This is a genomic window from uncultured Parasphingorhabdus sp., assembly GCF_963677535.2.
Classification (GTDB): domain Bacteria; phylum Pseudomonadota; class Alphaproteobacteria; order Sphingomonadales; family Sphingomonadaceae; genus Parasphingorhabdus.
In genome coordinates, this window is sequence record NZ_CAXXUT010000003.1 from 24,536 (window position 1) to 49,088 (window position 24,553).

The window sequence follows — 24,553 nt, forward strand, 5'->3', positions numbered from 1 at the left end:
GCGATCAGACCGCAGTGGTTTCGATATGCGCGACTTTCCGGTCCCGCCGGGTCGCCAATATGCAACCGACGACGATCATCGCCGCGCCGGCCACGGTGGTCAGCGTGATCGGCTCGCGGAAGAACAGCCAGCCGAAGATCGCCGCCCAGATGAAGGCGCTATATTCGAGATTGATCAGATTTTGCGCTTCGGCCCGCGCATAGCCCCAGGCGATGAACAGCGAGGAGATCAGCGAGAATATCGCTGCGGCCCCGATATAGGGCAGCGATTCCGCTTCCGGAACGACCGCAAAAAAGGGCGCGAGCAGCAGGAAGGACGACCCGACCACGAGATTCTGGGCAAAGCTGATCTCGATAGGGCCGGCGAGCAGCGCCTGTCGCCGCTGGATCACCAGATTGCCGGCATAGAGAACCGCTGACACAAGTATCGCACCGATGCCGAACAGCGCCTCTTTCTCGAACTCGCCGCTCGCCCTGCCCCATGCGATCACCAGCACCCCGGCAAAGCCCAGCGCGGAGGCGTAAATGGCGTTGCGGTGGATGGTCTCGCCAAGGAACACGGCGGCGAGATAGAGCGCGATAATCGGCGCGATGAAGGACAGCGCGATGGCTTCGGCCAGCGGCACCCGTGCCAGGCCCCAGAAGAACAGATAGGACATGAAGACGATGATGATGCCGCGCTGCAGATGGACCTTGCGGGCGGCCTTGCTCGGCATTCTCGGGCGGCGCACGAAGAAAACCACCGAAACGATCACCAACGCGAGCAGCACCCGCCAGAGGATCGCGTTATAGGCGCCAATCTCGATCGACAGGCTTTTCATCGCCACGTCCATCATCGCGAAGGTGAGCAGACCGAAGAGAACCGACCCCGCCGGCAGCAGGATCGGGCCGTTTTCTGGCGGGCTATTGGCGGATATAAGATCGGGCATATTATATTCCATCAGCCTGACGCTGTTGCCGCACGCGCTGCTGCGACAGGCTCGACGCGAACGGATGACAAGAGGCTCTGCTTATCGCCCGCCAACCGAAAATGGCAAGCGCGATCAGAGGCCCATTTGCCGGACCGCGAGATCGCGCATGATTTCTTCCGAGCCGCCGCCGATCGCCATCACCTTGACCTCGCGATAGAAACGTTCGACCGGATTGCCGCGCAGATAGCCGGCGCCGCCGAGTATCTGCATCGCTTCGCTGGCGCAGAACTCGAGATCCTTGGTGGCGCTGAACTTGGCCTTGCAAATCTGCGCGACCGGCATCTCGCCCTGATCGGCGAGCCAGCAGATCTGGTTGAGCCAGCCGTCGAGCCGGTCGACCCGCGCCGACATATCGGCAATCTTGTGGCGGATCACCTGGTGCCTGATCATCGGCTTGCCGAAGGTCTCGCGCTGCTGCGCATAATCTATCGAATATTCGAGCAAGACCCGCATCATGCCGAGAGACTGGGCGACCATGCCGAGCCGCTCGTAATTGAAATTGTGCATGATCTGGATGAAGCCACGCCCTTCCTCGCCGAGCATATTCTCCGCCGGGACGCGCACGTCGTCAAAATAGAGCGAGGCCTGATCGGAAGCCCACCATCCCATTTTCTTGTCGAGCGCGGCGCGCGAAAAACCCTCGGCGTCGGCGTCGACCAGAAACAGCGAAATGCCCTCCAACCCTTCGCCGCCGGTGCGCGCGCCGATGACATAATGGTCGGCGGTCATGCCGCCGGTGATGAAGGTCTTCGCCCCGTTGATCACCCAGTGATTGCCGTCCTGCCGCGCGGTGGTCTGCATATTGGCGACGTCGGAACCACCGCCGGGCTCGGTAATGCCAAGGCTGGAGCCTTTTTTGCCGAGCACGATATCCTTCAGGATGCGCTCCTTGATATCCTGCGAGGCCAGCTTGTGGATCGGGCCTATCGAGATCGACCGGCCACCGAGCGCCGCCAGCGTGCCGCCATTATGCGCTCTTGCCGCTTCCTCACCCCAGGCCGCGCGCATGAAAATATCGTCCATGCCGAGCCCGCCATATTTTTCGTCAACGCCAAAACCCCAGACGCCGAGCGCCCCGGCTTTTTCGTGAACCTCCCAAGGGATTTCGCCCGCTTCGTCCCACTCATTGGCGAACGGCTGCAATTCGGTCTCGGCAAAGCGCCGGCAGGTTTCGCGGAATTGGCGGCGCTCGTCATTGTCAAAGGGGCGTAGCATCTGTGTCTCTCCAGCGATTTAATCGTCTGGTTAAACTTCTATCGCTTCCAGCGCCGAACGCAAGGGAGATGGAAGAGAAACTGGCCGGCGGGAAACGCGGTCGACATAGACGTGGGTGAAGCTGCCGGCCGCGGAGGCAATATTCTCTTCGCCGCGAAACAGGCCGACGCCATAAGTCACGCTGCTGTTGCCGAGACGGTCGACGCGAATCCGCGCCATGACCTCGTCGGGAAAGGCGATCGGCGCGAAATAGTCGCAGCTCGTATTGACCACCAGACCGATGGTCTCGCCACCGGTAATGTCGAGCGCGCCCCGCTCGACCAGATAGCGGTTTACCGCGGTGTCGAACCAGAAATAATAGATGGCGTTATTGACGTGGCCATAAGGATCATTGTCATTCCAGCGCGTGGTGATCGCCGAGCCGGTGCGATAGTCGCTGCGAACCGGCGGCTGCGCCCGGGGGCTTTTACCAAGCGGCATCATAGATCCTTTGCGCGTCAGCCAGCGTGACCTCTCTGGGATTATTGTCGAGCAGACGCGTCTGTAGCATTGCCGCTTCTGCCAGTTCGGTCGTCGCATCCTGTGCGATACCGATCTCGCGGAGCTTGCGCGGTGCCTGGACTTTGACCGCCAGAGCCTCAAGATAGTCGATCAATTGCTGCGCCCGCGCTTCGCTGCTGTTCTCGCTGCCGCGCGGCAGGTCGAGCGCATCGGCCAGCTCGGCATAAAGCGGCGCGGCGGCTTCCAGATTAAATTGCATGACAAAAGGCATGACCAGCGCGTTGGAGAGGCCGTGCGGGATATGATAAATGCCGCCGAGCGGATAAGCGAGCGCGTGGATCGCGCCGACCGGACTATTGGCGAAAGCCTGCCCGGCGAGCATCGAACCGCGCAACATCGCCTCGCGCGCCTGCATGTTTTTCCCGTCGGAACAGGCGGTTTCGATATGCGTGGTGAGCAGTTTCAGCGCCTCGATCGCCAACATGTCGGAGACCGGGTTCTTGCCGTTGCGGCTGGTGTAGGATTCGACCGCGTGAACCATTGCATCGATGCCGGTCGCGGCGGTGACGCTGGCGGGGAGCCCGGTCGTCAGTGCCGGGTCGAGTAGCGCGACATCGGCAAAAAGATGCGGCGAGATGATGCCCGCCTTGGTGGTTTCGCCGGTGGTCAGGATCGAAATGGCGGTGACCTCCGATCCGGTGCCCGAAGTGGTCGGGATCAAGATGGTCGGCAGGCCCTTGCGCTCCAGCAGGCCGATACCATAGATATCGGAAAGCGGTTGCGCGCCATCCACCGCGAGCGCCGCAACCACCTTGGCGGTATCGAGCGAGCTGCCGCCGCCCAGTCCGATGACGATATCCGCGCCCGCGGCTTTTGCCACTTCTACAGCCTGCAGAACAATCGCCTCCGGCGGGTCGGCGACCACCGCGTCAAATATCGCGACATCAAATCCGGCTTGCCGCAATGTCTGTTCAACCGGCGCGATCAGCCCCGCCTGGACGATACCCTTGTCTGTGACGATCATTGGCTTTGATGCGCGCAAGGCGGTGATCTGTCCGGGAAGTTCGGCGAGGCAGCCGTCACCGAAGTGGAGCACCGGTACAGTCTGGAAGAGAAAGTTTTTCATAATGGCAATCCTTTGCACCAATGGTGCAGCCGCGCAATAAAAAGGGGCCGGAAAACCGGCCCCTGTCCATCTGGTGACTGTTCGTCACCGATATTTCTGTCAGCCTAGAATTTGCCGCGCAAGGTCAGGCCGTAGCTGCGGGGTTCCTGAACGAAGGCCGAGCGCGAACCGGACCGGAGCACGGTATTGAACGTCACACCGCGCGTTATTTCGTTGGTCAGGTTGGTCACGAAGGCCTCAATGCCCCAAGTGTCTTCCTGGCTACCGATACCAGCGCGCAGGTTGATCTTGATATTGCCATCCTGGGTGTCGAACGGAACCGGAATGTTCGCAGCGAGGTCGGCAGGATCAATGGCCTGGGTTGAAGTCCTGCGATCGCTTTCAAAACGCATCTGGGCATTGAGGAAATATTTCAGGTTGCTACCAATTTCATTGGTATAGGTAGCGCCAGCAATACCCACGAGATCCGGTGCGTTGGTCAGCGAATTGCCGCAAAGCGCGACAACGTTCGCCGCGGTCTGCGTACCGGCGCAATCGTCCGGATAATTGGCATCGGTGATCGTCAGAGCAGCGTTGACCGTGAAATGTTCGCTCGGACGGATCGTCGATTCGATTTCAACACCCTGTGTTTCCGCTTTCGGAACATTGAAGGTCTCAAACTGAGCCCCCGTGAATTCCAGAACCTGGAAGTTCTTGAATTCCTCACGGAAGGCAGCCACGTTCAATGTCACCGCATTGTCGAGGAATTTGGCTTTCAGTCCAATTTCATACGCGTTTACGGTTTCCGAAGCAAAGCGCGGATCGGCGCCGCCAGCTGCTGCTGTCGAGTCAAGGTTGAAGCCACCCGATTTATAACCATGGGTAAAGCTCGCATAGATATTGACCGGATCGGCAAAAGCATAAGAAACCTTGCCGGTGTAGATCAGTTCGTTGTCCTTGAACTTGCTATTAAACGTCCGAGGTGAAGGCAACACGGCGGCATATGGCGCATCGGCTGGCGAGGTGAAGGCAAAGCAACCCAGACCGAAGAACGCGTTCTGCAGAGCCGCAGGCAGGCCGCTCAAACCACCGCCGGGAGAAATCTGGCCGACAATTGCCGGGCAAACCGGGTTGTTGTTTCCGCCGCTAGCGAAGCTGCCATCCTTGCTTTCATCCGAATAGCGCAGACCAACGGTCAGCTCCAGGTCGTCGGTAACTTCAAGCGTGTTGTGCGTGAAGATCGACCAGCTTTTGCTGTTTTGCGCATAGAGATTGGTGTTGGTGATCGTCGACGGGTCAAAGCCGGTGATGTTCTGAAGCGGAGTAGCGCCAAAGAAAATCGGGCTCAATGGGTTCAGGCTGGCACCGCCGGTTGCACCGGCAAGGATTGCTCCTACGAGCCCGTCATAATCTGCGCCAAGCGCGAAAGACACGTCCTGAGCGATATCCTCCTTGGAATAATATCCGCCCACGAGCCAGTTCAAAGCCCCGCCAAACGCTTCACCCTGAACGCGCAGTTCGTGGGTCATGGTTTCGATTGACGTGCCGTTGTTGGTCACATTGAAGACATCAAGACCCGAGAAATCGGAATCATAAGCTTCGACCGCATCATACTCACGATAGGAACCGATATAGATCAAGTCGGCACTGTCACCCAAAGGCACTTCGATTTCACCGGTGATGCCCCATTGGTCAAATTTCGTCTGTGGAGCAAAACTGGCTGTCGCGATGCGGTTGTCGGCCGCGATTTCAGCATTTGTTGTGTCGAAAGGATCTGTCGGGACAACCGGCGCTGCCATGCCGCCACGGACACCCAGTCCCACGGCTGCGAACAGACCTGACGTTTCAAGTGGTGATTTCAGGACTTCGACGGCTGCGCAGCAACCAGCGGTGCTCTTGGCATAATCGCCTATCAGACGGCCGCGGATGCCGCTGTCAGTTTCAAAACCGAGCTGCGCACGAACCAGATATTGGTCGGTGCCGTTCGATTCGCCGACTTTGGCACCGGTCTGGTCGACCACGGTCACATAACCATCACGCTCGCGATAAGCGCCGGTGACGCGGAGAGCGAGATAGTCTTTCATGATCGGCACATTGACTGCGCCCTGAACGCTGTAGAGATCGCGATTGCCATAAGTGGCATTGGCGAAGCCGCCAAATTCGTTCAGATCGGGGCGGACATTGGTGATGTTCAACGCGCCGGCGGATGTGTTGCGACCGAACAGCGTACCCTGTGGGCCACGCAACACTTCGACGCGTTCGACGTCGACAAATTCGGAAAGCGCAACACCCGGACGGGACTGATAGGCACCGTCAATAAAAATACCGACAGCCGATTCAAAACCAATATTGTTGGATGTCGTACCGACACCACGTATCCGCAGCACCACGGAACCCGACGCCAACTGAGCGTTCGAGGTCGAGAAGCTGGAAGATACATTGGTGATCTGGCCAACATTGACGACTCCCTGGCGTTCCAGCTGGACCGGACTGACCGCGGTTACAGCGATGGGAATATCCTGAACATCTTCTGCGCGGCGGGTTGCCGTCACGATGATTACATTGTCGTCAAAGGTTTCGGCTTCCTGCGCTGCGTCCTGCGCAAAAGCGGGGGTGGTCATGGCCGTGCTACACAGTGCGGCCATGAGGATTTTGTTGATCATTTTCACATTTACTCTCCCGTTATACTCGCTGCCGCGTCCGCCAATTTCCTGGGGGGATGGCTTGTTTTTCTCGGCAGCTGCGTTTGCGTCAGTCGATTAATTGATCCATTAAATCAAGCGGTGACGGACAGCCACAGACCGATTTCGCGAAAATCGTTGCAATTATGTAACAATCATAGCGGATCGACGCGAGGGGAAGGCAGATTGAACGGCTCGGTGGCCAGGTGTAAGACCGAACAGGCCGGGCCCCCGCACATCGCTATCACGAAACGCCGGATATGGTGCAATCCTAGAACTGGCTGCGCAGGGTCAATCCGTAGCTGCGCGGTTCCTGGACGAAGACCGACTGCGAACCGGAGCGCAGAATCGTCGCAAAAGTGACGCCCCGCGTCACTTCGTTGGTCAGATTGGTCACAAAGGCCTCGATGCCCCAGCCCTTGTCCTGACTGCCGATACCCGCGCGCAGGTTGATCTTGATATTGCTGTCCTGGACGACAAACGGCAGCGGGGTTGCCGCGGCCAAATCCGTGGTATCAATGGCCTGGGTCGATGTCCGGCGATCACCTTCGAACCGGACCTGCCCGTTGAGGAAATATTCCAGATCGGTACCGATATCATTGCTGTAGGTAGCCCCGGCAATGCCGACAAAATCCGGCGCGTTGGTCAGCGAATTGCCACATAGCGCAACCACATTGGCTGTGGTCTGGCTACCGGCGCAATCTTCCGGATAATGGGCATCGGTATAGGTCAGCGCGGCGTTGACCGAGAAATGGTCACTGGGCCGCAACATCGTTTCGATCTCGACACCCTGAGTGACGGCTTTCGGGACATTGAAGGGCCGGAACTGCGTACCGATAAATTCGAGAATCTGGAAATTCGTGAACTGCTCCCGGAATGCCGCCAGGTTCAGCGTCACGCTGTCCTGCAGGAATTTTGCTTTCAGTCCCATTTCATAGGAATCAACTTCCTCCGACTGGAAGCGCGGATCGCTGCCCCCGGCGGTAGCGGTGGAATCAAGATTGAGTCCCCCCGATTTGTAGCCATGCGTGAAGCTGGCATAGATGTTGACCGGATCGGCAAATGCATAAGACAGTTTTCCGGTATAGATGAGTTCGCTGTCGCGGAACTTGCTGCTGAACGTGCGCGGTGTCGGCAGAACAGCTGCGAAGGGCGCATCGGCCGGAGCGGTCAGCGCGAAACAGCCGAAACCGAACAGCGCGTTCTGCAGGGAAGCCGGCAGTCCGCTCAGCGATCCGCCAGGAGAAATCTGCCCGACGATCGCCGGGCAAACGGAATTGCTGGTGCCGCCGCTGGCAAAGCTGCCTTCCTTGCTTTCATCCGAATAGCGCAGGCCTATGGTCAGCTTGAGCCCGTCGGCCACTTCCAGCTCATTATGGGTAAAGATCGACCAGCTCTCGCTATTTTGCGCGTACAGATTGGTGTTGGTGACGGTGGCCGGATCGAAACCCGTGATATTCTGCAGCGGCGTCACCCCCAGGAAGACCGGACCAAGCGGGTTCAGGGTAGCCCCGGCGGTTGCGCCCGCAAGCGTGGCACCAACCACCTGATCATAGTCCTCGCCCAGTGCCAGCGACAGGCTCTGGTCAATATCCTCGCGGGAATAGTATCCACCGACGAGCCAGTTCAGCGCGCCGTCGAACACATCGCCCTGAACCCGCAGCTCATGGGTCATGGTGTCGATCGCGGTGCGATTGTTGGTCACGTTGAACAGATCGAGGTCCGAGAAATCATTGTCGTAAGCCTCGGTCGCATCATATTCGCGATAGGAGCCGATATAGATCAGGTTTGCGCTGTCGCCGAGCGGTATTTCGATCTCGCCGGTGACACCCCATTGGTCAAAGCGCGTCTGAGGCGCAAAGCTGGCAGTGGAAATCAGATTGCCGGCAGCGATTTCCGCCGTGGTCGTATCGAACGGATTGACCGCGACGTCGGGCCCGGCCATGCCGCCACGCGGCCCCAGCCCGACAGCGGCGAACAGACCAGCGGTTTCGAGCGGTGATTGCAGCACTTCGATTGCAGCGCAGCAACCGGCCGTGCTCTTGGAATAGTCGGCGATCAGCCGTCCCTTGATCCCGCCATCGGTTCCGAAACCCAGCTGTCCGCGAACAAGATATTGGTCGGTGCCGTTTGAATCGCCGATCTTGCTGCCGCTGCCATCGACGACGGTTACAAAGCCGTCGCGTTCCCGATAGGCACCGGTGACACGCAGCGCCAGTTGCCCCTCGACGACCGGAACATTGACCGCGCCCTGCACCCCCATCAGGTCACGATTGCCATAAGTCGCATTGGCAAAGCCGCCGAACGCATCCAGATCGGGCCGGACATTGATAATATTGAGGGCGCCGGCGGAGGTATTCCGGCCGAAAAGCGTTCCCTGCGGGCCGCGCAGAACCTCGACCCGCTCGACATCGACCAGCTCGGAAAGCGCGACACCCGGGCGCGACTGATAGGCGCCGTCGATGAAAATGCCGACCGCCGATTCAAACCCGATATTGTTGGACGTCGTGCCGACGCCGCGGATTCTCAAAACCACCGACCCGGAGGCAAGCTGGGCGTTGGAGACCGAATAGCTGGCGGAGACATTGGTCAGTTGCCCGACATTGACGACCCCCTGACGTTCGAGCTCCGTTGGATTGATCGCGGTAACGGCGAGCGGAATATTCTGGACATCCTGCGAACGGCGGGTCGCCGTCACGATAATGACATTGTCATCGAAGGTCTCGGCTTCCTGCGCATTATCCTGCGCGTAGGCAGGAGTCGTCAGGGCGGTGGCGCAAAGCGCTGCCGCAAGCAGTTTGTTCACTTCGTTCACTAATCTTCTCCAGTTTGAAGCACGGTCGTCATTTTTGATTGCACAGAGAGTTTGGGGGATGACTGTTTCCCGCTTACTCCCATTTCCTTGACATAAGTTTACGATTGGCAATCAATCTGCTGAAGGGGGCGGGACAAAAAAAGGGGGCAGCAGCATCTGCGCCATGCCAACCTGATGATCTCTGCCCGAAATCGCTCTTGGCGACCTCCGTCATCGCCGCTAGAGGAAGGGGAAACATAAATTTAAGGACCTTCAATGCCCCAACTCATTCTGCTTCGCCACGGCCAGTCGCAATGGAATCTCGAAAACCGTTTCACCGGCTGGTGGGATGTCGATGTTACGGAAAAGGGCATTGAGGAAGCCAGAGCGGCTGGACAGCTGATGAAGGAACGCGGCATTGATCCGAATGTCTGTTTTACCAGCGTCCAGACCCGGGCGATCAAGACGCTCAATCTGGCGCTGGAGGAAATGGGGCGCCTGTGGCTACCGGTGGAAAAAAACTATCGGCTGAACGAGCGCCATTATGGCGGTCTGACCGGTCTCAACAAACAGGAAACCCGCGACAAGCATGGCGACGAGCAGGTTCATATCTGGCGGCGCAGCTTTGACACGCCACCACCACCCATGGCGTCGGACAGCCCCTATCAGATGTCGAGCGATCCGCGCTACAAGGGGATCGAAGTGCCTGCGACCGAAAGCCTGAAGGACACCATCGCGCGCGTTCTGCCTTACTGGAAAAGCCGGATCGCACCGGAATTGCAAAATGGCAAGAAAGTGCTGATCTCGGCCCATGGCAACAGCCTGCGCGCGCTGGTCAAGCATCTCTCGAAAATTCCCGATGACGAGATTACCGGTCTGGAAATTCCGACCGGCCAGCCGATCATCTATGAACTGGACGATGATCTGAACGAGATCGAGCGCTATTATCTTTCCGAACGATAGGCTGGGGGGCGATGGTCATGCGCCTTGGCCCGGCTTGTCTTTTTCCCGGTACATCGCGGCATCGGCGCGGGACATAAGGCCGTCGGCCGTGTCCTTGGGCCCGACGAAACAATAGCCTATCGACGCACCAAGATGCAGCTTTCTTCCTTTATGGACGAGATTTTCCCGCGCCAGTTTCTGGAGTAGAAAGCCGATTTTGTCCGCGACCTGATCGCCGTTCATATTGTCGAGCAACAGGCCGAATTCATCGCCGCCAATTCGCGCGACCACGTCGGTTGTGCGAATATTGGATTTTAGTATTTTCGCAAGGCGCACCAGCAACGCATCCCCGGCAGCGTGGCCATATTCGTCGTTGATCGTCTTCAGCTTGTCGACATCAAGAAACAGCACAGCACAATTGTGTCCATATCGCCGGCTTCGCGCGACGCGATCCTCCAGGCTTTCCACAAATAGGCGACGATTTGAAAGCCCGGTGAGTACGTCATTATAGGCGTGCTGCTTCATTTCGGCCAGCTGCCTCTGCAGAGAAACTATTTTCTGCTTCAATATATTACATTTGGCGCAATGTTGGTTACCGGATTCACGATGCTTTTGCATTTTATTTGATATCCCCAAATCCTGCTTCCATATATATTTATATCTATTTGCCAGCACAACCGGATTATTCGGACGACCAGCGGCAGATATCTTTTGTCGATATCCGGTTTTTCCTGCGCGGAATCATTGCGTCGCTCTCGCCAGGCGCCGGTGACAACGAAAATTGCTGACAACCACATGTGTCATTGCGTCTGCACGATTTCATGACTAAACCGCATTGCTTCCGTAGCATTTGTCAGGGACGAAAATGGCCGAAGCATCTCCTCCTGTTGGTATTATCATGGGCAGCCAGTCCGACTGGGCGACGATGAAGCTCGGCAGCGATATATTGGATCAGCTGCAGGTGCCCCATGAACAGAAGATCGTGTCGGCACACCGGACGCCCGGCCGGCTCGTTGACTATGCCACCTCGGCAGCGGATCGCGGACTCCAGGTAATTATCGCCGGCGCTGGCGGCGCCGCCCATCTGCCCGGCATGGTGGCCTCGATGACCCGGGTACCGGTGCTCGGCGTGCCTATCCAGTCGAAGGCTCTGAGCGGCATGGACAGCCTGCTCTCGATCGCGCAAATGCCTGCGGGTATCCCGGTCGGCACATTGGCGATCGGCGACGCGGGCGCGAAAAACGCGGCGTTGCTCGCAGCCGCCATTCTGGCCAACGGTGACCCGGCTCTGGCGCAGCGGCTGGATGCATGGCGCGCGGCCCAGACCGACGCCGTCGCCGACGAGCCGGAATAAGCAGACGCCATGAAGACACTCGCTCCCGGATCCACCATCGGTATATTGGGCGGCGGCCAGCTCGGCCGGATGCTGAGCGTAGCGGCGGCCCAGCTCGGCTATCGCTGCCATATCTATGCGCCCAATGCCGATAGCGTGGCAGCGGAAGTCTCGGCCGAATTCACCTGCGCCGAGGACGACGATGTGGCATCCCTCACCCGCTTTGCCGAAGCCTGCGACGTGCTCACCTTCGAATTTGAGAATGTTCCGGTGGACCCGCTCCACCAGATAGAAGACTGCGCCCCGTTGCACCCGCCGATCGCGGCACTGGATATCGCGCAGAACCGGGTTGCGGAGAAAAATTTCGCCCGCGACCATGGCGGCACAACGGCGCCTTTTGCCGAAGTGACCGACCGGGACGGGTTGGACAAGGCAATTGCCGAAATCGGCGCACCGGCGATCCTCAAGACAATCCGCATGGGCTATGACGGCAAGGGCCAGTCGCGGATCCGGCCCGGCGAGGATCTTGACCAGCATTGGGAAGCCGTGGCGCAGCAACCCTGCGTCGCCGAGGGCTTTGTCACCTTCGACCATGAATTTTCGGTGATATTGGTGCGCGCCCGGAATGGCGAGATCCGCTTCTGGGATACGCCGCACAATATCCATGTCGACGGCATATTGTCGGTTTCCAGCGCACCCGCTCCAACAGAGATTTTGGCACAGCAGGACGACGCCCGCGCGCTCGCCGCCAAAATGGCCGAGGCGATGGATTATGTCGGCGTGCTGACCTGCGAATTTTTCGCCACCAGCGATGGACCCGTCTTCAATGAAATGGCGCCGCGCGTCCACAACAGCGGCCACTGGACGATCGAGGGTGCGGTCACCAGCCAGTTCGAAAATCACATAAGGGCGATTTGCGGATTGCCGCTGGGCGACACCGGGCTGGCGGCGGAAAAGGTCGAGATGCACAATCTGATCGGCGCGCAAGCCGACGATTGGCAAAACCTGCTATCCGATGGTGCAAACCATCTTCATCTCTACGGCAAGGGCGAGAGCCGGCCGGGTCGCAAAATGGGTCATGTCACCAAATTATATTTCTAATTTGCAGTGCGCCGGAACTGCGCTAGGCATCGCCCATGAATCATCCTGAAATCATCCTCTTTCTTGCCCGCGCCGACAATGGAGTGATCGGCGATGGCGACCGCATTCCATGGCGTTTGCCGGAAGACCAGCGGCGTTTCAAAACGATGACCATGGGCAAGCCGATGATCATGGGCCGCAAGACTTTTGACAGCCTGCCCGGACTGTTGCCCGGACGGCGTCATATCGTCCTCACCCGGGATCCGGAATGGGAGGCCGATGACGCGGAAATCGCGGACAGTGTGGAAAGCGCGCTGAAAATCGCCAATTCACCGCATATAGCGGTGATCGGCGGCGCGGAAATCTACAAGGCCTTTCTTGACCGCGCAGACCGGATCGAACTGACAGAAGTGCATAGCGAGCCAAAGGGCGACATCAGCATACCAGCCTTTGACGATAATATCTGGGAAGAAGTGGCGCGCGAGGATCATGCCCCAAAAAATGAAAGGCCCGGCTTCAGCTTCGTCACCCTGAAGCGAAAACTTCCATGAAGAAATTCGCGCTGGCACTTCTGAGTATCGTCGTGATTGCTATCGTCGCCTTTCTGATTTTCGCGCCGGCCGAGTTCGAGAAGCAGACCAATATGGTCGACGGAAAGCCGCTACCGGCGATCCGCCCCGAGGCGCAGAAATTGCATGACAGCCTGATGATCGTCGACCTGCACGGCGACACCTTGCTGTGGAAGCGCAAGATTACCGACAGCGTGGATCGTGGCCATATCGATCTCGACCGGCTGCAGGCGGGCAATATCGGGCTGCAGATTTTCTCCAGCGTGACCAAGACGCCCAAGGGCCAGAATTACGACAGCAATCGCGGCGATACGGATAATATCACCCTGCTGGCGATCACCCAGATGCAGCCGGTGCGGACCTGGTTCTCGCTGCTCGAGCGGCAACTCTATCATGCGCAGAAGCTGGACCGCGCGGTAGCCGTGTCGGCGGGCGCGATGATGCCGATCAGCCAGCCCGGCCATCTTGACACGCTCGCGGCTGCGCGGAATCAATCAGACGGCCCGATTGGTGTGTTATTCTCCGCCGAAGGCCTGCAGACGCTGGAGGGCGAGCGGGCCAATCTGACAAAGCTCTACGCCGCGGGCATGCGCATGGCGGGGCTGGTGCATTTTTTCGACAACGAGCTGGCCGGATCGATGCATGGCATGGAAAAAGGCGGGCTTACCGATTTTGGCCGGACGATTGTCCGCGACATGGAAGACATGGGCATGATCGTCGATATCGCCCATAGCAGCCACGCGACCGTTGCCGACATTCTAAAGATGGCGCGGCGTCCTGTGGTCTCCAGCCATGGTGGTGTTCAGGCGGTGTGCGGGGTCAACCGCAATCTGACCGACGCAGAGATCAGGGGCGTGGCCGCGACCGGCGGGATCATTGGTCTGGGCTATTGGGACGGCGCGATGTGTGACACCAATCCCGCAACCGTGGCGAAAGCGGCGAAACATGTCCGCGATCTGGTCGGCATCGAGCATGTCGCGCTGGGCAGCGATTTTGACGGCGCGGTGACGACGCGCTTTGATACCAGCGGAGTGGTTCAGATCACCCAGGCGCTGATGGACGCCGGCTTCAGCGAAGCGGAAATCCGGGCGGTGATGGGGCTGAATGCGTTGCGGGTGATCAAGGCTGGACTGGTGCCATTGTCGAAGACCGCAGCCCCGGCGCAGGCCGGGGTCCAGCCCGGTGGTAATACCCGCACTTCGCGTGCGGGTTAGGCGTCAGCCTTCACTGACATGACGAATTTGTTGAATGATACGCAAAATCCCGCAATAGCGATTCGATGATCAGACTGAACGGAAAAGACCGGATCGAAGGCGAGCTGCGCGGGGCGATCATTGCGCTGGGCAATTTCGACGGCTTTCATTTCGGCCATCAGGCAGTCGCCGGCAAGGCGCTGAACTGGGCCCGGGACGAGGGTCGTCCGGCGATCATTGCGACTTTTGATCCGCATCCGGTGCGCTTTTTCAAGCCCGATGTGGCTCCCTTCCGGCTGACCAGTCTCGATCAGCGCCAGCGGCTGTTCGCCGATGCGGGCGCGAGTGCGATGCTGGTCTTCGCATTTGACGCGGGTCTGGCAGCCACCACGGCAGAGGATTTCATCGCCAAGCTGCTGGTCGAGCGCTTTGGCGCAGCCGGCGTGGTCACCGGAGCGGATTTCACCTTTGGCAAGGGCGCGAAAGGCAATATCGACGTATTACGCGAAGTCGGCGCGGCGCATGGACTGAAAAGCGAAGCGGTCAGCGCGGTCAGCGACAGCGACGACGTCATCTCCTCGAGCCGCATCCGCGCGGCGCTGAAAGAGGGCCATTGCGAGGAAGCGAACCGGCTGCTCACCCGCCCGTTTGCGATACAGGGCGAGGTCATCCACGGCGACAAGAATGGCCGGATATTGGGCTATCCGACCGCCAATATCGATATCGGTCAATATCTGCGTCCCAAATATGGCATCTATGCGGTCAAGGGGCGCCTGCCCGACGGCCGCGTGCTGAACGGCGCGGCCAATCTGGGCATACGCCCCAGCTTCGACCCGCCCAAGGAATTGCTCGAGCCTTTTTTCTTTGATTTCAGCGAGGATCTTTACGGCCAGACGATCGAGGTCGAACTGCACCATTTCCTGCGCGGCGAGCAGAAGTTCGATGATCTCGCCGCGCTGAAGGTCCAGATGGAAAAGGATTGCGACAAGGCGAAAGCCTTGCTGGCGTGAGCCACCGTTCGTCATTGCAAGCGCAGCGAAGCAATCCGTAACGCCACTCCCCCGCACTGGATTGCCACGGGCTTCCAGCCCTCGCAATGACGGGTAGATTGCAAGGCTCGCGCGTGGCACAAATCCCGCTTGCACCCAAGGCCCGCGTCCCCTAATCCCCGCGATCATGACCGATCCCAAAGCAGATTATAAAGACACGGTTTTCCTGCCGAAAACCGATTTCCCGATGAAGGCTGGCCTTGCGAACAAGGAACCGGCGATTTTGGAACGCTGGGAGAAGATTGGTCTCTATGAAAAGCTGCGCGAAGCCCGCGCCGGCCGCGAGAAATTCATCCTGCATGACGGCCCGCCTTATGCCAATGGCAATATCCATATCGGCCACAGCCTCAACAAGACGCTGAAAGATCTGGTCGTCCGATCGCAGAGCCTGCTCGGCAAGGACGCGCCTTATGTGCCCGGCTGGGATTGCCACGGCTTGCCGATCGAGTGGAAGATCGAGGAACAATATCGCAAGAAAAAGCGGAACAAGGACGAGGTTCCGGCCAGCGAATTCCGCGCCGAATGCCGCGACTATGCGGATAAATGGGTCAATGTGCAGCGCGAGGAGTTCAAGCGGCTCGGCGTGATGGGCCAGTGGGACAAGCCCTATCTGACGATGGACTATGACGCCGAAGCGGCGATTGTCGCCGAGCTGCTGAAATTCGCAGAAGCCGGCCAGCTCTATCGCGGCGCCAAGCCGGTGATGTGGTCGCCGGTCGAGAAAACCGCGCTGGCCGAAGCCGAGGTGGAATATGAGGATATTGTCTCGACGCAGATTGATGTGGCGTTCGAGATTGTCGAAGCGCCGAATGCGCCGGAACTGGTCGGTGCCCACGCGGTTATCTGGACGACGACGCCTTGGACGATACCGGTTAATCAGGCGTTGGCTTATGGGGCGGATGTTGAATATGTCTTGGTAGGCGAGCATCAAGGGCCAAAATATCTGGTTGCCAAAGCTTTGGTAGAATCCGGTGCATTGTATGGCCGTTTCCTAGCTCAAGAGGCGACCGAAATCTTCTGGCAAGGCAAAGGCTCTCAACTCGCCGGAGCCACCGCCAAACACCCGATGGCCGACAAATTCCCGGACAGCGAATTTTACACCAAGCCGCGCCCGTTCCTGGATGGTTCGCATTTTGTCACCACCGATGCCGGTACTGGCCTCGTCCATATGTCACCCGATCATGGCGAGGATGATTTCGATCTCTGCAAGGCCAATGGCATCAATCCGGTGTTCGCGGTCGATGCCGATGGCGTCTATCGCGAGGACTGGGGCTGGCTGCCGCGCGGTGACGAGCGCGCCGGCGGAGTGATCAACAAGAATTTCAACGGTCCGGACGGACCGATCTGTTCGGACCTGCGCGAAGCGGGTGCGCTGTTGTCGGCCAGCGCCGATTTCAAGCATAGCTATCCGCACAGCTGGCGCTCGAAAGCGAAGATTATTTACCGCTGCACACCGCAATGGTTTGTGCCGATGGACTCCCCCCTCCCGCTTGCGGGAGGGGCCGGGGGTGGGCCAGAAGATGGTCCAAACCCACCCCTAACCCCTCCCGCAAGCGGGAGGGGGACCTTGCGCGAAGTCGCGCTGGACGAAATCCGCAACAAGGTCCGCTTCGTGCCGGAACGTGGGCGGCGCCGTCTCGAATCGATGGTCGAGGGCCGTCCCGACTGGGTGCTCTCCCGCCAGCGCGCCTGGGGCGTGCCGATTGCGCTTTATGTCGACCGCAAGAGCGGCGAATATCTCAATGATCCGGCGGTCAATGCGCGGATCATCGCAGCGTTCAGGACCGGCGGGGCCGATGCCTGGTTCAATGCCGATCATCAGGAATTTCTCGGCAACGCCTATGCGCTCGAGGATTATGAAGTGATCACCGATATTCTCGACGTCTGGTTCGACAGCGGCTGCACCCATGCGTTCGTGCTGGAAAGCGGCAAATGGCCGGAGCAACAGAGCCCGGCCGATCTCTATCTGGAAGGCAGCGATCAGCATCGCGGCTGGTTCCAGTCGAGCCTGCTGGAAAGCTGTGGCACCAGAGGCCGCGCGCCCTACAAGGCGGTGCTGACCCACGGCATGACGCTCGACAAGAACGGCAAGAAAATGTCGAAGTCGCTCGGCAACACGCTTGATCCGAAGAAGATCATCGATGTGCAGGGCGCGGATATCTTGCGGCTGTGGGCGGCGAGCGTCGATTTTACCGAGGATCACCGGATCGGCGATGAAATCCTGAAAGGGGTTTCGGACAGCTACCGCAAATTGCGCAATACCTTCCGCTATATGCTCGGCGGGCTTGGCGACTTCACCGATGCCGAGCGCGTGGCGGTGGCAGATATGCCGGAACTGGAACGCTATATCCTGACGCGATTGGCGCAAGTGAATGATGAACTGAAGCAGCATATCGATGATTTTGCCTTCGGACCATATATGCGTACTTTGACAGCATTTGCACAGGATGACCTAAGCGCTTTCTACTTCGATATCCGCAAGGACTGCCTCTACTGCGACGTCAATCCTGCGACGGGTGTTCAATCAGACAAACGTGCCGCCTATCGAACCGTGATGGATATCTTGTTCCACGCCCTTACCCGCTATATCGCGCCGGTGCTTGTGTTTACTGCTGAAGAAATCTGGCAAAATCGGTTCCCGGATGAGACTGACTCAATCCATTTAAAAGAATGGCCCAAGTTTGATTTCGATCTGCGCGATTCCAAAGTCTTCTTGAAGTGGGCAGACGTTCGGCCAATTCGGCGAGCGATTACTGAGGCTGTGGAGCCTTTAAGGCGCGACAAAAAAATTCGGTCCAGTCTTGAGGCTGAAGTTGTTGTCCCGATTTCTGGTGGCGGTAGCTTTGAGAGAGATATTCGTGCGTTAGACCTTACCGAAATTTGTATGGTTGCCAAAGTCGACTTTGTAGAAGCAGAGGCAGATGTGCTTATAGGTGAAATCGCCGTCACCAAGACCGACAACCACAAATGTGGCCGCTGCTGGCGGTTGCTGCCGGAAGTAGAAGAAGATGGCGCCTTGTGCGACCGTTGTGCGGAGGTGTTGGCGTGATCGCTGCTCTCTCGCTCGTCATCCTGAAGCGGAAGCTCGTCATCCTGAACTCGTTTCAGGATCTCCCGCGGCAGAGCGCCAAGCCCGGCGGGATCCTGAAACAAGTTCAGAATGACGACTCCCTCTCTCACCATTGCGCTGCTCGGAACGGAATTTGATATGACCGATAGCAAGCAAGTCAAATACTACCGCCGTATCGGCCTGGTCATCGCCTTTCTGATCTTCATCCTCGATCAGGCGAGCAAATTTGTCGTGATGCAATTGCTGCAGCTGCCGTCCAGAGGCCAGATCGAACTGATCCCCTTTTTCAACCTGACCTGGGCGGAAAATTACGGGGTGTCGATGGGATTTCTGACGGCGTCGTCCGAATTCCAGCGCTGGGCCCTGGTCGCGCTGACCGGACTGATCGGTTTTGCGGTCTTCATCTGGATGAACCGCGAAAAGGCAAAATGGGACATTATCGCTTTGTCCATGGTCCTCGGCGGGGCGTTGGGCAATATCGTCGACCGCGCGCGGCTCGGCTATGTCGCCGACTTTGCCGATCTGCATATCGGAGATTTTCGGCCGTTTCTGATTTTCAATCTTGCCGACGCCTCTATCAGCATCGGTGTGGTGATCCTGCTTGCACGCGCGCTGTTAATCCGCGAAAAGAAGGCCGAGTGAAAAGACGACGTTCAGCTTGACGAAAGTTGACCTGTGACAGGAGCGCGCTATCAGGCTCCGTAAGAGATTTTTGAGGGACAATAAAATGCGTAAATCGACCGTCGCCATCAGCCTTGTTTCGCTGGCCAGCCTGACCGCCTGCGGTTCAAGCGGGCTGTTCGACCGCGAGCGGCCGGATGAATTCGCAGTTTCGCGCCAGCCACCGCTAGTCATTCCGCCCGATTTCACGCTCACCCCGCCCCAGCCAGGCCAGCCGCGCCCGCAAACCGGTGGTTTGCAGCAACAGACGCTGGAAGCCCTGTTCGGCGGACCACAGGCGCGCAGCGTGACCGAAAATGCGGTTGTCGGCCTGGCCGGTGAGTCCGATGCCGGGATTCGTTCTTCGGTCGGCGATCCGGATACTTATACCGTCGACAAGGGCAGCGTCACCCGCGACATCATCGCCGCTCCCGAAGGCGACGGCCAGAACGCCCAGGCCGCTACGCCGGATTGATGCTGGGGCTCCGCCCTTGAGGCGGAGCTTTTTGACGACCTGTCACGCTTTATAATACAGGGCTCCTTATCAAGTGCGGAGCACAGTGGTGAAGTGATTGTTCCCCTGCGCAGGCAGGGGTCCATCTGTCGCCCTACCAACTTCATATCCGGGCAGCGAAAACAGCGCACTGCTGAATCGCGCGCTTGAACGCTCCAACCGTTGTCATGACCTAGATTTCAGGAGATAGGCCCCTGCCTTCGCAGGGGCACACCGCCCTCTCCCGTAAAGGAGAGGAAATGTTCAACCAGGAACCGAGATTACCTTCGTTCTTGCATTGCCGCCCCGCACAATCTCCAGCGATGTCCTGGGCAGCCCGAGCGCTTTTGACAGCAGTCTCAACACGGCGGCGTTGGCCTTGCCGTTCTCCGGCGTAGCGGTGACGCGGACCAGCAGCACGCCGGCGGGCCCCGTTGCGCCCGGCAGGCTGATGCTATTCTCACTTGCATTGGGCGTGACTTTCACCGTCAGTTCGCCACTCTCTATGAACGAGAACATCTCGGACCGGGGCGGGAATGATGTCTTTCTTGCCATTGTCTAACTATTTCCCTTCTCCCATGAGCGAGAAGGATAGGGAGCCTTATGCGCGAAGTGGATTAGGCGGACTTGGATGAGGGTGTTTTTCAATCTGAAGCGCAATACACCCTCACCCAGCTGCGACTAGCAAACAAGTTTGCAAGTCTGCGCGACCCTCTCCCTTAAGGGAGAGGGAAGAACACCTAGTGCCGGAAATGCCGCATCCCCGTGAACAGCATCGCCAGACCCGCTTCGTCGGCCGCCGCAATCACTTCGTCATCGCGGATCGAACCGCCGGGCTGGATCACTGCGGTTGCGCCCGCCTCGACAGCAGCCAGCAGGCCGTCGGCGAAGGGAAAGAAAGCATCCGAGGCAACCGCCGAACCGATGGTCCGGGCTTCGTTCCAGCCGGCTTTTTCCGCTGCATCCTTGGCTTTCCACGCGGCAATGCGCGCCGATTCGAGCCGGTTCATCTGCCCGGCGCCGACGCCCGCTGTGGAGCCATCCTTGGCGTAAACAATGGCGTTGGATTTGACATGTTTGGCGACGGTCCAGGCGAACAGGCAATCGGCCATTTCCTGCTCGGTCGGCTGGCGCTTGGTGACGCACTTCAGATCAGTCTGGGAAATCTGGCCATTGTCGCGCGACTGCAGCAGGAAGCCGCCGGCGATCGATTTAAAGCCCATGCCGGTGCGGGCCGGGTCGGGCAACTCGCCGGTGAGTAGCAGGCGCAGGTTTGTCTTCTTGGCGAAAATCGCCTTGGCTTCCTCATTGGCACCGGGTGCGCATACAACTTCGGTAAAGATGCCGGTCATCGCTTCCGCGGCCGGGCCATCGAGCGGCCGGTTAACCGCGATGATGCCGCCAAAGGCCGAAACGCTGTCGCAAGCGAGCGCGGCCTTATAGGCGTCGAGGATATTGTCGGCGCTCGCCACTCCGCAAGGATTGGCGTGTTTGACGATCACCACGGTCGGCGGACCGTTGCGGAATTCGCTGACCAGTTCGAGAGCGGCATCGGCGTCATTATAATTATTATAGCTGAGCGCCTTGCCCTGCAGCTGCTCTGCCTGGGCAATCCCGCTCGCGGACGGGCCGTCGGGCAAATAGAGCGCCGCGCTCTGGTGCGGATTCTCGCCATAGCGCAGCTCGACCGGGCGGCTCATGGTGACCGGCAGCACATCCGGAAACATTTTGCCCTGATCGGCAAAGCCGAACCATTGCGCGATCATGCTGTCATAGCTGGCGGTGGCGGCGAAGGCCTTGGCGGCCATATTCTTGCGGAAGGCCAGCGAGGTGCCGCCATCGTTCTGCTGCAATTCCTCAAGCAATGTCGCATAGTCGGACGGGTCGGTAACAATCGTCACAAAATCGTGATTCTTCGCCGCGCTGCGCACCATCGAAGGCCCGCCGATATCGATATTCTCGATAATCTCGTCGCGTTCCGCTCCTTTGGCGACGGTCTGGGCGAAGGGGTAGAGATTGACGATCACCAGATCGATCCCGGCGATATCATGTTCTTCCATCGAAGCGACATGGCCGGCATCATCGCGCCGGGCGAGCAGGCCGCCGTGGACCTTGGGGTGGAGGGTCTTGACCCGGCCGTCCATCATTTCGGGGAACTGGGTGACATCGCTGATATCGGCAACCTCGAGACCCGCTTCGCGCAAGGCCTTGGCCGTACCGCCGGTCGAGATCAGCGCGACACCCATCGCCGCCAGCTGCTTGCCGAGATCGGCGAGGCCGCTCTTGTCCGAAACCGACAAAAGCGCGCGTTTGATTTTGATATTCTCTGTCATTCTTACCCCATATGTTTGAGCAGCCAGCCGGTGGCGCCGCCGCCCCTGCCCACTGCTCCGGAAATCACCATCTGCATGACATCATGGCCTATGCCCATGCCGTCGACCCAGACGCTCTCTTCCAGTTTGATTTCTCCGCTGGTCGAGCGGAATTGCCACAAATTCCCGTCCTTCAGACGCAACAAGACGCCCTTTCCTTCCGAGATCAGGTCGGTTTCTATATCAGGCCCGAGATGGAAGCGCAGCGCATATTCGATATCATTTTTGCGCCGCCTCCGTTTTCTGCCATCCGGGATTAGCATATCCTCGCCGCGCAGCTCCAGCCCGTCCGAGCGGACCAGCAGCAACCGTTTGTGGAGCAAGCCAAAGCGCCGAACATAGCCATCGTGGCTGGCCTCCAGCCGGGTGGCATTTTCGACGTCGCGGCGGAACAGTTCGACTTCGCTGACGCCGCGGCCGAGCTTGCCGTCCGGAAGGATCGAGGTGCTGTTGCTGTCGGCGATACATAGGGTGCTGTGAGCAGCAGTGGTGCGCAACCCGCGCGCGAGCGCCGCCGGGATGGTTGCCCCAACCAGCCCCGCCCCGCCGCAATTGCTGATGATCCGGCAGTCGCCGTTGGAAAATTCAAAGGCCAGTGTCGAGGCGCAGCCGGCCACCGCCATGCGCGCGATCGGCGGCGGCGCGGCGTCGAGAACCAGCACGGAACGACCGGATGAGACCCGCTGATAGCCCCATTCATGCGCCTGCCGTAGCGGTCTGGCCCGAACACCGCTGGCTTCCACCACTTGCGCGATCTGCCCCGCCGCGGTGGCGCCGCTGCCCTGCCAGTTGCCGAGGGTTCCGTCAAAATGGGTGAGCGCGGTGAGCGGCGGTACTGCCTTGTTGAGCGCTTCCTCAAGAAAGGCCGGGGCGTCTTCCTTGCGCGCAATATAGACCTGTTTCAGCATCGACAGCAGGATGACCGCATCGATCTGGTTGAGCGGCGAACGCGAGACAGAACCGCCGTCGGCAAAGAAAAATTCACCCATCGCCTTTTCCAGCCCTGCTTCTCCGACGATCTGGCGGACCCGTCCCTCGGGCAGCAGCAGCGATGCCGCAACGACACCGCTCCACGCAACCAGCCTGCCGAGGCTGCTGTTGGCCTTGTCCGCGGTCCGGTCGAGATGACGGGCGGTGCGAGCGATATTGTTGAGCAGCTTGGAGCGGTAGATCAGATCCCGCGAGGACAGGATGAGCGGCGCATGACTGGCCCAGATCAGCAATCGCCAGCCGCAATTGTCGGGCCGCCAGGCCGGCTGGCGAATCGTGTCGCCATTGGCATCGAGCCACTGGTTCATCAGCATTTCCGCCACCGGCACTGCCTGATCGCGGGACGCCGCCGTGTCGAGATCGCGCAGCCACTGGAAGCGGTGGACATAATCCTCGAATTGCGGCGGCAGCTTCAGTTCGGCAAAATCGATCTTCTCGTGTTTTTTCTTGAGGCCACGAAAGAGAAAGAAACCGGCGCGCACCGCCATGCCCTGGACCCGGTCGCCCTCGACCGGATCGACCGGCACCGCCAGCAGCCGCAGGGGCAGTTTTCCCGAAAGACGGAGCCGGTGCAGCGGCATCCGCCAGGTCATCCGGTAATAGAGCATTGTCGCTTGCTGGGCGAGCGACTGGCCGCGGTCGCGGTCGTGGCGCAATGTGAGGCTACGGCCTTCGCCTATCGTATCATTCTCATCTTCAATTTCTGGCTGTTCCGGGTCGCCGTCACCCAGATCCAGCCGGTCGGATCTGCTGGTGGTCATTCACCCCTCAAGCCGCGAATATTGGCGGCATATTGATCCGGGCCGCCGCGGAAGGTTGCGGTGCCGGCAACCAGCGTATCGGCCCCCGCTGCAATCGCTCTCGGTGCGGTCTTGAGATCAATACCGCCGTCGACTTCCAGCCGGATATCCCTGCCGGTGGCGTCGATCCGCTTGCGGATTGCCTCGATCTTGCGCAATTGGCTGTCGATGAAGCTCTGGCCTCCGAAGCCCGGGTTGACACTCATCACCAGAATCAGATCGAGATCGTCAATCAGATAGTCGAGAATATCCAGCGGAGTTGTGGGATTGAGCACCAGACCGGCCTGCTTGCCGAGCGACTGGATCGTCTGCACCGTACGGTGCGGGTGTGGGCCGGCTTCCGGATGGAAGGAAATGATGTCCGCGCCCGCCTCGGCAAAATCCTCGAGAAACTGGTCGACCGGCGATATCATCAGATGGACGTCGAATGGTTTGGCACTATGCGGTCGCAGCGCTTTGACGACCGCCGGCCCGATGGTGATATTGGGAACGAAATGGCCATCCATCACATCGACGTGCACCCAGTCACAGCCGGCCTTGTCGATGGCCTGCACCTCTTCGCCCAGCCGGGCGAAATCGGCAGAAAGGATGGAGGGGGCAATACGAATGCTGTCGGACATGGCGCTTCCTTAAACTATGCCCGGCAGTAGAATTTTTGAACCGGGCAAGCAAGACGCTATTATGGCAGTGCCACAGTCCCTTGTGGACAGATTGGGGACAGGTTCACAATATATAG

At 59.1% G+C, this 24,553-nt stretch carries 20 protein-coding genes; 9 read left to right on the forward strand and 11 right to left on the reverse strand.

The genetic code is table 11. The features are described from left to right. Positions 1–4: 4 nt before the first annotated feature. The 6 genes from ACHZCJ_RS07080 to ACHZCJ_RS07105 form a co-directional block, all read right to left on the reverse strand. Positions 5–928, reverse strand: a complete 924-nt coding sequence (locus ACHZCJ_RS07080) for a DMT family transporter (RefSeq protein ID WP_321325113.1) — start codon at positions 926–928, stop codon at positions 5–7. A gap of 114 nt (positions 929–1,042) precedes the next feature. Further along, positions 1,043–2,185 carry an acyl-CoA dehydrogenase family protein gene (locus ACHZCJ_RS07085; protein WP_321325115.1) on the reverse strand — a complete coding sequence of 381 codons (1,143 nt, stop codon included), beginning with the start codon at positions 2,183–2,185 and terminating at the stop codon, positions 1,043–1,045. A gap of 30 nt (positions 2,186–2,215) precedes the next feature. Then, the gene (locus ACHZCJ_RS07090; protein WP_321325117.1) at positions 2,216–2,665 is read right to left on the reverse strand and encodes a thioesterase family protein; all 450 of its coding nucleotides are present in this window, start codon (positions 2,663–2,665) and stop codon (positions 2,216–2,218) included. Further along, a complete protein-coding gene (locus ACHZCJ_RS07095; RefSeq protein ID WP_321325119.1) occupies positions 2,652–3,812 on the reverse strand; it encodes an iron-containing alcohol dehydrogenase in 1,161 nt (386 codons plus the stop codon). Before ACHZCJ_RS07095 ends, ACHZCJ_RS07090 begins: the two co-directional genes overlap by 14 nt. Before the next feature lie 104 nt (positions 3,813–3,916). Next, on the reverse strand, positions 3,917–6,454 hold the full coding sequence (locus ACHZCJ_RS07100; protein WP_321327741.1) for a TonB-dependent receptor: 2,538 nt from the start codon (positions 6,452–6,454) through the stop codon (positions 3,917–3,919). A gap of 289 nt (positions 6,455–6,743) precedes the next feature. Continuing rightward, on the reverse strand, positions 6,744–9,287 hold the full coding sequence (locus tag ACHZCJ_RS07105; RefSeq protein WP_321325121.1) for a TonB-dependent receptor: 2,544 nt from the start codon (positions 9,285–9,287) through the stop codon (positions 6,744–6,746). 255 nt (positions 9,288–9,542) lie between these two features. Between ACHZCJ_RS07105 and gpmA the strand changes: the two genes are divergently transcribed. Next, positions 9,543–10,229: a 2,3-diphosphoglycerate-dependent phosphoglycerate mutase gene (gene gpmA, locus ACHZCJ_RS07110; protein WP_321325123.1), complete on the forward strand. Its 687-nt coding sequence runs from the start codon at positions 9,543–9,545 to the stop codon at positions 10,227–10,229. 15 nt (positions 10,230–10,244) lie between these two features. On the opposite strand, the gene ACHZCJ_RS07115 is transcribed toward gpmA, so the two are convergent. Next, positions 10,245–10,733: a GGDEF domain-containing protein gene (locus tag ACHZCJ_RS07115; RefSeq protein ID WP_321325126.1), complete on the reverse strand. Its 489-nt coding sequence runs from the start codon at positions 10,731–10,733 to the stop codon at positions 10,245–10,247. Between the two features lie 340 nt (positions 10,734–11,073). Here ACHZCJ_RS07115 and purE point away from each other — a divergent pair, with 340 nt between their 5' ends. From purE to ACHZCJ_RS07155, 8 genes are all read left to right on the forward strand, one after another. Then, entirely contained in the window at positions 11,074–11,562 is a 489-nt protein-coding gene (purE, locus tag ACHZCJ_RS07120) for a 5-(carboxyamino)imidazole ribonucleotide mutase (RefSeq protein ID WP_159640434.1), read from the forward strand. 9 nt (positions 11,563–11,571) lie between these two features. Continuing rightward, positions 11,572–12,642, forward strand: a complete 1,071-nt coding sequence (locus tag ACHZCJ_RS07125) for a 5-(carboxyamino)imidazole ribonucleotide synthase (RefSeq protein ID WP_321325128.1) — start codon at positions 11,572–11,574, stop codon at positions 12,640–12,642. Between the two features lie 35 nt (positions 12,643–12,677). Then, entirely contained in the window at positions 12,678–13,172 is a 495-nt protein-coding gene (locus ACHZCJ_RS07130; protein WP_321325130.1) for a dihydrofolate reductase, read from the forward strand. Further along, the gene (locus ACHZCJ_RS07135) at positions 13,169–14,404 is read left to right on the forward strand and encodes a dipeptidase (protein ID WP_321325132.1); all 1,236 of its coding nucleotides are present in this window, start codon (positions 13,169–13,171) and stop codon (positions 14,402–14,404) included. Before ACHZCJ_RS07130 ends, ACHZCJ_RS07135 begins: the two co-directional genes overlap by 4 nt. Before the next feature lie 65 nt (positions 14,405–14,469). Next, positions 14,470–15,393: a bifunctional riboflavin kinase/FAD synthetase gene (locus ACHZCJ_RS07140; protein ID WP_321325133.1), complete on the forward strand. Its 924-nt coding sequence runs from the start codon at positions 14,470–14,472 to the stop codon at positions 15,391–15,393. 166 nt (positions 15,394–15,559) lie between these two features. Beyond that, positions 15,560–18,481, forward strand: coding sequence for an isoleucine--tRNA ligase (ileS, locus tag ACHZCJ_RS07145; protein WP_321325135.1), 2,922 nt, complete (start codon positions 15,560–15,562; stop codon positions 18,479–18,481). A 159-nt stretch (positions 18,482–18,640) separates the two neighbouring features. Further along, a complete protein-coding gene (gene lspA / locus ACHZCJ_RS07150; protein WP_159640416.1) occupies positions 18,641–19,144 on the forward strand; it encodes a signal peptidase II in 504 nt (167 codons plus the stop codon). An 85-nt stretch (positions 19,145–19,229) separates the two neighbouring features. Continuing rightward, positions 19,230–19,637 (forward strand): DUF3035 domain-containing protein, encoded by a 408-nt coding sequence (locus ACHZCJ_RS07155; protein ID WP_159640413.1) that lies wholly within the window; start codon positions 19,230–19,232, stop codon positions 19,635–19,637. Positions 19,638–19,919: 282 nt separating this feature from the next. Here the strand turns inward: ACHZCJ_RS07155 and ACHZCJ_RS07160 are convergent, their stop codons facing one another. From ACHZCJ_RS07160 to rpe, 4 genes are all read right to left on the reverse strand, one after another. Continuing rightward, positions 19,920–20,210 carry a DUF167 domain-containing protein gene (locus ACHZCJ_RS07160; protein WP_159640410.1) on the reverse strand — a complete coding sequence of 97 codons (291 nt, stop codon included), beginning with the start codon at positions 20,208–20,210 and terminating at the stop codon, positions 19,920–19,922. Between the two features lie 185 nt (positions 20,211–20,395). Then, complete coding sequence (purH, locus tag ACHZCJ_RS07165) at positions 20,396–21,988, reverse strand: bifunctional phosphoribosylaminoimidazolecarboxamide formyltransferase/IMP cyclohydrolase (protein ID WP_321325140.1); 1,593 nt, start codon at positions 21,986–21,988, stop codon at positions 20,396–20,398. A 2-nt stretch (positions 21,989–21,990) separates the two neighbouring features. Continuing rightward, the gene (locus ACHZCJ_RS07170) at positions 21,991–23,778 is read right to left on the reverse strand and encodes a heparinase II/III family protein (protein ID WP_159640404.1); all 1,788 of its coding nucleotides are present in this window, start codon (positions 23,776–23,778) and stop codon (positions 21,991–21,993) included. Beyond that, on the reverse strand, positions 23,775–24,437 hold the full coding sequence (gene rpe, locus ACHZCJ_RS07175; protein WP_321325143.1) for a ribulose-phosphate 3-epimerase: 663 nt from the start codon (positions 24,435–24,437) through the stop codon (positions 23,775–23,777). The genes ACHZCJ_RS07170 and rpe overlap by 4 nt, the downstream gene beginning before the upstream one ends. Between the last annotated feature and the right edge of the window lie 116 nt (positions 24,438–24,553).